Source organism: Frankia sp. CcWB3 (assembly GCF_977927595.1).
In genome coordinates, this window is sequence record NZ_CDWRCK010000103.1 from 1 (window position 1) to 9,401 (window position 9,401).

Below are 9,401 nucleotides of genomic sequence, written 5' to 3' on the forward strand. Positions count from 1 at the left end.
TACGCCTCGTCGGCCAGATCTACTACGACGTTCTCCAGCTCATCGTCCCGACCAACTCCAGCATTCATAGCGCGGACGATCTGTGCGGCAAGACGGTCGAAAGCGGAGTGCTCGACTCGGGCACCCACCAGATCGCCTCCGTGCTGTTCCGTCAGATCACCCGGGTAAAAGGAGCGGGCTGCGTCATCCGTCCGGTGACCGGGAACCGGATAGCCGAGGCTCTCCAGAAACTTCATCCCACCGGTGCGGATCACGCCGACGCGGTCCTGTGGGCGGCGGGCGCTCCCACGATGGCGGTCCAGGAATACAACGACAGCTACCAGAAGATCAGATTCGTGCCACTCGACGACTAGCAATCGGCGATCCAGCGGGACTGGTACTCCCAGTACCTCGATGTCGGAGCCAACGTCTTCACAAGGGCCGCTATCGAGCCGGGTGACTACAACATCATCCCGTCCCAGCCGACACAGACCCTCGCAGTGCCGAACGGCATCGTCGCCAGCAAGTACGCCGACGCCGCGCTGGTCGAGTTCGCCGCCCGGATGATGGGTGAACACTCCGCCGAGTTCAAGGCCACCCTGTGGACCACCCATCAGGCGCAGGCGCAGGCGCGCCGCCTCGATTTCGCGACTCCCGGCTCCTTCATCGCGACCAACATCTGCCGGTACGTCCCGCTACATCCGGCAGCGGAGAGATACTATACACATGCGCTCGGTTATCCGACGGGATGCCCGGCCCCGACCCCCTGACCTCCGGTTCACTTGTTGACCCATCAAGAGGGTGGCCCGTAGCGTCGATCCAGGCAAGCACCAGGCAACGGGTAGGCGACACGGGCAGGGCAACGGTCGATCCGCCGTCATTGTGATGATTGTGACGTGTGATGGTTGTGACGAGGGAGAGCCCATGGAGAACGCAGTCATCGTCGATGGGGTACGCACGGCGTCGGGACGGGGCAAGCCGGGTGGGGCGCTGTCCGAAACCCATCCGGTGGAGCTGCTGGCCACCGTGCTGAAGGCACTGATCGCCCGCAACGACCTTGATCCGGCGCTGGTTGACGACGTCATCGCCGGGTGTGTCGACCAGGCCGGCGAGCAGGCCGTCAACATCGGGCGCACCGCGGTGCTGGCGGCCGGGTTCCCCGAGTCGGTGCCGGCCACCACGATCGACCGCCAGTGCGGGTCGAGCCAGCAGGCCGCCCATTTCGCCGCGCAGGGGGTGCTCGCCGGCGCCTACGACATCGTCATCGCCGCCGGGGTGGAGTCGATGAGCCGGGTGCCGATGGGCTCCACCACCCTCGGCAAGGACCCCAACGGCCCGAGCCTGCACGCCCGCTACCCGGAGGGCCTGGCCCACCAGGGCATCGGCGCGGAGCTCGTCAGCGCCCGATGGAAGATCAACCGGGAGGACCTGGACATCTTCTCCGCGCGGTCGCACCAGCTCGCGGCGGCCTCCGCCGCGGCGGGGGACTTCACCGGGGAGATCGTCCCGGTCGAGATCACCCTTCCGGACGGCACGACAGCCCAGCACACCGTGGACGAAACGGTCCGAGCGACCACGACCGTTGAGACGCTGGCGATGCTCAAGCCGTCCTTCTACACCGAGGCGTACGCTGCCCGCTTCCCGGAAATCACCTGGAACATCACCCCGGGTAACTCCTCCCCGCTGACCGACGGCGCCTCGGCCGTCCTGATCATGAGCGAGACCAGGGCGAACGAGCTCGGCCTGCGGCCACGGGCCCGGTTCCACACGTTCGCGCTCGCCGGGGATGACCCGTTGCTCATGCTGACCGCGCCGATCCCGGCGACCCGCAAGGCGCTCAAGCGCGCCGGTCTGAGCATCGACGACATCGACACCTTCGAGGTCAACGAGGCGTTCGCGCCCGTGCCGCTCATGTGGGCCCGCGACACCGGTGCCGACCCGGCGAAGCTCAACCCGCGCGGGGGCGCCATCGCGCTGGGCCACCCACTGGGTGGATCGGGCACCCGCCTGCTCACCACGATGCTCAACTACCTGGAGGCCACCGGCGGCCGTTACGGCCTGCAGACGATGTGCGAGGGCGGCGGCCTGGCCAACGCCACCATCATCGAACGGCTCTGACCTCCACCGGCCGACCTCCACCGGCCGATCCACCGGCATCGCCCTGGGCACCGTGGGAGCCGGCCCGGTCACGCCGTGAACGCGGCCACGGTGAGCTGCCGCACGGCGGGATCCCGGCATGCCCGCGTGTCCGGGCCGGTCAGCCGCAGCGCCTCGGTGTTCCCCGGCGGGTACACGCGCAGCACGGCGACCGGCGCGGTCCCCGAGGGAGGTGTGCAGCCTTCCGCCACGCCGAGATGCAGGATGCGCAGGACCGCCGTCGCGGCGCCCCCGGGCACGAGCCGCACCGGCGCGCCCACCGGCCCCGTGTGCTCCGCCGCCGCGCCCACCTGCCGGCCGGCCGCGTCCACGAACGACACGCCAGGGAATCCGCGTACCACGCAGGGGCTGTGACCGATGTTGGTCAGGACCAGCCGTTCGTAGTCGCTGCCCGCGGTTCCCTGGCGGTCGATGCTGCTCAGAGCGAGTTGAGCGGTCCGGCACCGGGCCGCCACGGGCGTCGCCGGAGCCGCCACCGCGGTGCCCCCGCCGCCGCCCGGGCCCGGGCCGCATCCGGCGACGAGGATCGCCGTCGCGGCCAGGGCGAGTACCACCGGAAAAACCCTCCCATGAGACCTGTGCATGACGACCTCCTCGTCGCGCGGCGAGCCGGCAAGCCACCCGGTGATGTCACCCAATCCCTTCCCGCTGCTACCCTCCGTGACACCGTCGGGGATCCGTCATATCGGGCTCCAGGGCTCTTGTTCTCACCGGCGCGTCCGGTTCCTCACCATCGCGTCCGGCCCACGCCCGCCGATCAACCGTTCTCCAGTACCGGGCCGGGCCACGACACCGGACCGGCTGGCCGGCTGGCCCACACGGTGATCTTCTACTGAGGCCCACTCAGGGTCTGGACCGTGCGCCGACCAGAGGTCATCGTGAAACGAACGGGCTATGAAGCGCGTTGTTGCCGCGTGACGGGGTAGGCCCGCGGGCCGGGTCGCCCCGCACCGACCGGAAGGGATCATGAAAGTCTCCGAAGATGCCGGGTGTAGTTCCGGCCGACCCACGCGCGAGGAAGCGCCCGCGGGGGTCGACCGATGATCGAGGCGCTTCTGTTGGTACTCAGCCTGGTGCTCGTGGCCGCCTGCGGCGTTTTCGTCGCGGCCGAGTTCGCTTTCGTCACGGTGGACCGGCCCTCGGTGGAGCGGGCCGCCGAGCGCGATGATCGGGGCGCCCGCGGGGTACTCACCGCACTGCGCGGTCTGTCCACCCAGCTGTCCGGCGCCCAGCTCGGGATCACCATCACCAACCTGGCGATCGGTTTTCTGGCGGAGCCCGCCATCGCAGGGCTGCTCGAGGGGCCGATCACCTCGCTCGGCGCCCCGGACGGGCTCGCCCGGGCGGCGTCGGTGGCGATCGCCCTGGTCCTCGCGACGGGCCTGACGATGGTGTACGGCGAGCTGATCCCGAAGAACCTGGCGATCGCCCATCCCCTCGGCACCGCGTTGGCGGTGCAGGCTCCCCAGCGTGCCTTCACGAAGGCCACCGGCCCGCTGATCCGCTCGCTGAACACCACGGCGAACGCGCTGCTGCACCGCCTCGGCATCTCGCCACGCGAGGAGCTGGCCTCGGCCCGTTCGGCTCAGGAGCTGTTCTCCCTCGTCGGGCGGTCTGCCGAGCACGGCACCCTCTCCCACGAGACGGCGACGCTGGTGCAGCGCTCCCTGCTGTTCGGTGACCGGACCGCCGAGGACGTCATGACACCCCGGATGCGCATGCGCACCGTCCATGCCGACGAACCGGTCAGTGAGGTTATCACCCTCACCCGGCGCACCGGGCACTCCCGCTTCCCGGTACTCGGCACGGACAGCGACGACGTCGTGGGCCTCATCCATGTGAAGAACGCGGTCGCCGTCCCCGAGGACGCCCGGGACCATACCCCGGTACGCGACGTGATGGTCCCGCCGGTGACCGTGCCCTCGACGATCCTGCTCGACCCCTTGCTGGAGACACTGCGTGCCGGCGGCATGCAGATGGCGATCGTGGTCGACGAGTTCGGCGGCACCGACGGACTGGTCACCGCCGAGGACCTCATCGAGGAGATCGTCGGCGACGTTGTCGACGAACACGATCGGGTCAGCCCGCGCGCCCTGCGCCGACGGGACGGCAGCTGGCTGCTCTCCGGCCTGCTGCGCCCGGAGGAGGCCCGCAACGTCACGGGGATCGACATCCCCGCGGACGACACCTACCAGACCCTGGGCGGTCTGATGGCCCGGGCGCTGGGACGCATCCCCGGGGCGGGCGACACGGCGGCCGTGGAGGGCGTGCGGTACACCGTCGAGCGGATGGACGGCCGGCGGGTCGACCGGATCCGCCTGGATCCGATCGCGCCGACGGGCGCCACGCCGGAGAGGGCTACGGACCCGCCGGTCGCGGACCCCGCGGATCGCCGACCCGGCACAGGCCCGGCAGGCCCGGCAGGCCCGGCCGCTGAGGAGGCCGAGGATGCCGAGGATGCCGAGACCGCCTCGGTCGGAAGGGCGGGGTGGGGATGACCGACCTGCTGGCGATCGTCGCCACCGTCGTCCTGCTGGCGCTGAACGCGCTGTTCGTCGGGGCCGAGTTCGCGCTGATCTCGGCCCGGCGGTCGAGCTTGGAGCCGATGGCCGAGGCGGGCTCGCGGCTGGCGAAGATCACCCTTGGGGCGATGGAGAACGTCTCGCTGATGCTCGCCGGGGCGCAGCTCGGCATCACCGTCTGCACCCTGGGCCTCGGCGCTCTCGGGGAACCGGCGGTCGCGCATCTGCTCCGCGGACCGTTCGAGGCGGCCGGGATGCCCTCCGCCCTGCTGCACCCGGTGGCCTTCGCCATTGCGCTGGGCCTGGTGACCTTCCTGCACGTGGTCGTCGGCGAGATGGTCCCGAAGAACATCGCGCTGGCGATGCCGGAGCGTGCGGTCCTGCTGCTCGCCCCGCTCCTGGTCGGAGTCGTCCGCTGCGGCAAACCGGTCATCGCGCTGCTCAACACGATCGCGGCCGTGTCGTTGCGGCTCGTCGGCGTCGAACCGAAGGACGAGATCGCGAGCGTCTTCACCCGCGACGAGGTCGCCGGACTCATCGAGGAGTCGCATCGGGAGGGTCTGCTCGCCGAGGATGAACACGACCTGCTGACCGGGGCGCTGTCGTTCGAGGAACGCACCGCGCGTGCCGTCCTGCTCCCGCCGGACGGGCTGGTCACCGTGTCCCCGGCGGTCACTCCCCGGCAGGTCGAACAGCTCGCCGCGCGCACCGGATTCACCCGCTTCCCGGTGCGGGACCCCGAGGGCGGACTGATCGGCTACCTGCACCTCAAGGACGTGCTGGAGACCCGGCCGGAGCGGCGGTCCAGCCCGGTCGCGGCCAAGTGGACCCGGCCGCTAGCCCGAGTCGGCGCCGACGACAACCTGCGGACGGCGCTGGCGACGATGCAGCACTCCGGCGCGCATCTGGCCAGGGTCACCGACGCCGACGGTACGGTCCTCGGGCTCGTCGCGCTGGAGGACATCCTGGAGGAGCTGGTCGGGGAGATCCGCGACGACGCCGTTCGCACGGTCGTGATCCCCACCCACCAGCCCGCCTGAACCGTCCGGTCCCGTATCTCCCGGTTACCTTGCCTATCCAGAGGCTTCGGTGTCCGATTTATCCCTCTGGATAGGCAAGGTGGGGATCAGCGGCGGGGTTCCCGGGCGACGATGACCGCCATCGACGGCGCCCACCAGTAGCTGCAGTCCGCCGGCGGCTGCAGGCCGTCGACGACACGCACGCTGAAGGTGCGGAAGTGGCGGAGCAGGGCCCGCTGATGCCGCCGGGACACCGAGTCGATCTCGTTCGAGTAGTAGGTGAACGAACCGCCGTCGGCCAGGTGGTCGGCGGCGTGCGCGAAGAAGTGCTCGGCGAAGGTGGGGCTGCGCACGAAATACTCGTCGACCTCGGTCTCGTCGAGGGGATAGGTGTCAAAGAGGATGCCGTCAAACCGGCCGAGGCCGGGTATGGCCTCCTGCCAACGCCCGGTGATGATCTCCACTCCGCGGCGCCCCGCGGGGCGGGCCCACTGCTCGGCGACGCGCACCGTGGCCGGGTTCGCCTCGATGATCGCGTGCCGGGCCGGGCCGATCTCCTGGACGAACCCGGCGGACAGGCCCAGGCCGAACCCGACCTCGAGGACGGTACCGCCCGGCTGGGTCACCTCGGCGGCCAGCGCCCGCATCAACGGCGCCTCCCAGGTCTGCATCACCTCCTGGCCGGAGACGAGCAGCGTGCCCTCGACCACCGCGGGGACCGCCGCGTCGATGGCTGTGTCGATCGTCGGACGAGGCGCCCCGGCCACCATCGTGCCGGCCGTCTCGTCCAGCGCGCTGAGATCGGCGACGAACTCGTCGAGGGCCCGGTCGAGCAGCAACCGCCGTGGCTCCTCGGAGACCGGGGCGAGCAGGGACCGCGAGGTCGGGGTCAGTGTCACGTCGAACTTTGCCGCGCGGCGGAGCACAGGGCCTCCCAGATCATGCATCTTTGCCGGTATTGCGCTATATTCCGTCCATACTGGTTCTGTCCATACTGCGATCTTCCATCCTTTACTGCGATACTTTGCCTGTGCGCCCGCGCCGGTCCAGGCATCCGCCGTATCTGAGAAGGTCGCCGGTCTCGGCGTACCTTGGGAGCGGGGCAGGGCGTGCGTGGCCGTTGTCCCACTACGGGAGTGGGGCACGGTGACGGGGGCGACACCACCTCCGCTGCCCGGCGACGCCGTGCGCCCGCTCCAGCTGACCGATCCGCGGCGGCTCGGAGTCTACCAGGTAATCGGCCGGCTCGGGCAGGGCGGCATGGGCACCGTCTTCCTCGGCCGGGCACCCGACGGAAGCGCCATCGCGATCAAGATGATCAGGCCGGAGCTCGCGCAACGGCCCGAATTCCGCGCCCGGTTCGCCCGCGAGGCCGAGAGTGCCCGCCGGGTCCGGCGGTTCACCACGGCCGCCGTGCTGGACGCAGATCCATACGGGCCCCAGCCCTATCTCGTGACCGAGTTCGTCGAGGGTCCGACGCTGTCGAGGCGCGTCTCCGTGCGGGGGGCCGCTGCGGCCCGCCGATCTCGAACAGCTCGCAGTCAGCGTGACGACCGCCCTGAGCGCCATCCACGCGGCCGGGATCGTGCACCGCGACCTCACCCCCGGCAACGTCCTGCTGTCCCCGGTCGGCCCCAAGGTGATCGACTTCGGTCTGGCCCGCGAGTTCAACGCGGACACCGACCTGAGCCACAACGTCCGGCATGCCATCGGTACGCCCGGTTACATGTCCCCGGAGCAGATCCTCGACGTACCGATCACCTCGGCGGTCGACGTCTTCGCCTGGGGCGCCGTCATGATCTTCGCCGCCACCGGGCACGCGCCGTTCGGCACCGGTCCCATCGACGCCATTCTTTACCGCATCGTCAACGAGCCACCGCGGCTCGACGGAGTTGGCGGCGAGCTGCGCAACCTCGTCGAGATCGCGATGGCGAAGGACCCGGCGGCCCGGCCGAGCGCGGAGGAGCTGCGGACAGCGCTGATCGGCGGGGGTAGCCTCCCCGCGCACCCGGAGCCCGGCACCGGACCGCCCGGACCGCCCGGCACCGCGCAGCCCACCGGACGTGCCCGCCGCTGGGCCCGGCGCCGGGCATCAGGCGCCAAGGGGCCGGCGCCCAGGCCGGAGCCGCCCGGCGGCACGGGCAGCACGGGCAGCACCGCCGCGAACGTGGCGGACATGCCCGTCACCCAGCTGTCCCCGCCGCCTGTCGCCTCGCCGCCGCCGATTCCAGCCCGGACCCCGCCGCCGCGTGGACAGCCCGGGTCGGTACCCCCGCATCCAGCAGGAACCCCGCACCCGCCGGCGCTCAGCCCATCACCGGCCCCGTCGCCACCGGCCCCGTCCAGGCGGCGGCGGTCGCGGCCGGCACTGCTCGTCACCGGACTCGCCATCGCAATCGCCGCCGCGGCAGTGCTGATCATCGTGCCGCGCGGCGGTGGCCCGTCGCCGGTGTCGGCGGCCGACCGCGCGTCCATCTCGTCACGCCTGGCCGCGGACGCGGCGGCCCAGCGGGCCCGGCAACCGGGCCTGGCCGGCCGGCTGAGCCTCGCGGCCTACCGGATCGCCCCGACGGAGGCCGCGCGCGCGGCCGTCCTCGCGTCCTTCGCCCAGTCCACCGCCGCGCGGATCCCCGCCGGTCCCGCGGCCTTCTCCGACATCGCGCTCAGCCCGGACAGCACGACCCTCGCCGGCACCGACGACACCGGCAGCCTCCACCTCTGGAAGGTCGACGCTGCCGGCCGACCCGCCGCCACCGCCGGGGGTTCCGCGAACGACCATGCGCACGGCGTCGTGTTCGACCGCTCGGGCACCCGACTCGCGACGGGTGGGGAGACCGACGCCGGCCGGCTCTGGGACATCTCCGATCCGGCGCGCCCCCGGCCGCTCAGCACGCTCGACCCCCAGGCCACGCCGGTCCATCGGCTCGCGTTGTCGAGCAGTGCGCATCTGCTCGTCACCGCCGGCGAGGACTGGTCGGTGGGGCTGTGGGACGTCGCCGATCCGGGGCGGCCCGTCTCGATCCAGTTGCTGATCGGCCGCGCGGGGCCGGTGACGGACGTGGCGCTGCGGCCGGACGGCGCCGTCCTCGCCATCGCCATCGCCGGCGCCAGCGGCACCGTGCAGCTGTGGAACGTCCGCGACCCCCGCAGACCCGTCCAGATGGTCTCGGTGCCCGGCCACACCGGCGCGGTGAACACCGTCGCGTTCAGCCCAGACGGACGGCGGCTGGCCACCGGCGGCGACGACCGGATCCTGCAGGTCTCCGACGTCGGCGATCCCGACCATCCGCGGGTCCTGCGCCGGCTGTCCGGCCACACCGCCCCCGTCGCCGCCGTCGCCTTCACCACCGACGATCATCTGGTGAGCGCGGACGGCGGTGGCGCGGTCGCCTACTGGGACCTCTCCGCCCCCACACCCGCGATGACCCCCCTGGGCGTCCTGGACGCACCCGCCCGAGCGGTGGCCGTGACCGGCACCAAGACCGGCACCGAGACCGTCGCGCTGACCACCGACAAGGGATCGGTCCTCCTCGGGACGCTCGACCCGGCCAGGCTGCGCCGGCTGGCCTGCGCCAGGCCGGGCGCGGCCCTGAGCCCGGCCGAATGGAGCCGGCTCATTCCTCGCCTCCCCTACACCGACTCCTGCTCCGGTTAAGGCCCGCTCCCCGGCTCCGCCAAACGCACCCCTAGGGGACGTAATGAAGTAACAAATACGTGATCGAGA

The 9,401-nt window shown here is 71.4% G+C and carries 6 protein-coding genes and 1 pseudogene; 5 read left to right on the forward strand and 2 right to left on the reverse strand.

Annotated elements, in window-relative coordinates:
• Nucleotides 1-62: 62 nt before the first annotated feature.
• Nucleotides 63-749 (forward strand): annotated as a pseudogene (locus ACY5KJ_RS10055) (TAXI family TRAP transporter solute-binding subunit).
• Nucleotides 750-903: 154 nt separating this feature from the next.
• Nucleotides 904-2,097 (forward strand): thiolase family protein, encoded by a 1,194-nt coding sequence (locus ACY5KJ_RS10060; RefSeq protein WP_462188257.1) that lies wholly within the window; start codon nt 904-906, stop codon nt 2,095-2,097.
• A gap of 68 nt (nt 2,098-2,165) precedes the next feature.
• Here ACY5KJ_RS10060 and ACY5KJ_RS10065 read toward each other — a convergent pair whose 3' ends face one another.
• Complete coding sequence (locus tag ACY5KJ_RS10065; RefSeq protein ID WP_462203248.1) at nt 2,166-2,690, reverse strand: DUF4232 domain-containing protein; 525 nt, start codon at nt 2,688-2,690, stop codon at nt 2,166-2,168.
• Nucleotides 2,691-3,176: 486 nt separating this feature from the next.
• Here ACY5KJ_RS10065 and ACY5KJ_RS10070 point away from each other — a divergent pair, with 486 nt between their 5' ends.
• Both ACY5KJ_RS10070 and ACY5KJ_RS10075 read left to right on the forward strand, forming a co-directional pair.
• Nucleotides 3,177-4,634 (forward strand): hemolysin family protein, encoded by a 1,458-nt coding sequence (locus ACY5KJ_RS10070; RefSeq protein ID WP_462188259.1) that lies wholly within the window; start codon nt 3,177-3,179, stop codon nt 4,632-4,634.
• Nucleotides 4,631-5,698, forward strand: a complete 1,068-nt coding sequence (locus ACY5KJ_RS10075) for a hemolysin family protein (protein ID WP_462188263.1) — start codon at nt 4,631-4,633, stop codon at nt 5,696-5,698. Before ACY5KJ_RS10070 ends, ACY5KJ_RS10075 begins: the two co-directional genes overlap by 4 nt.
• Nucleotides 5,699-5,784: 86 nt before the next feature.
• On the opposite strand, the gene ACY5KJ_RS10080 is transcribed toward ACY5KJ_RS10075, so the two are convergent.
• Nucleotides 5,785-6,603, reverse strand: coding sequence for a class I SAM-dependent methyltransferase (locus tag ACY5KJ_RS10080; protein ID WP_462188260.1), 819 nt, complete (start codon nt 6,601-6,603; stop codon nt 5,785-5,787).
• 620 nt (nt 6,604-7,223) lie between these two features.
• On the opposite strand from ACY5KJ_RS10080, the gene ACY5KJ_RS10085 reads away from it, so the two are divergent.
• On the forward strand, nt 7,224-9,332 hold the full coding sequence (locus ACY5KJ_RS10085; protein WP_462188261.1) for a WD40 repeat domain-containing serine/threonine protein kinase: 2,109 nt from the start codon (nt 7,224-7,226) through the stop codon (nt 9,330-9,332).
• Nucleotides 9,333-9,401: the final 69 nt, after the last annotated feature.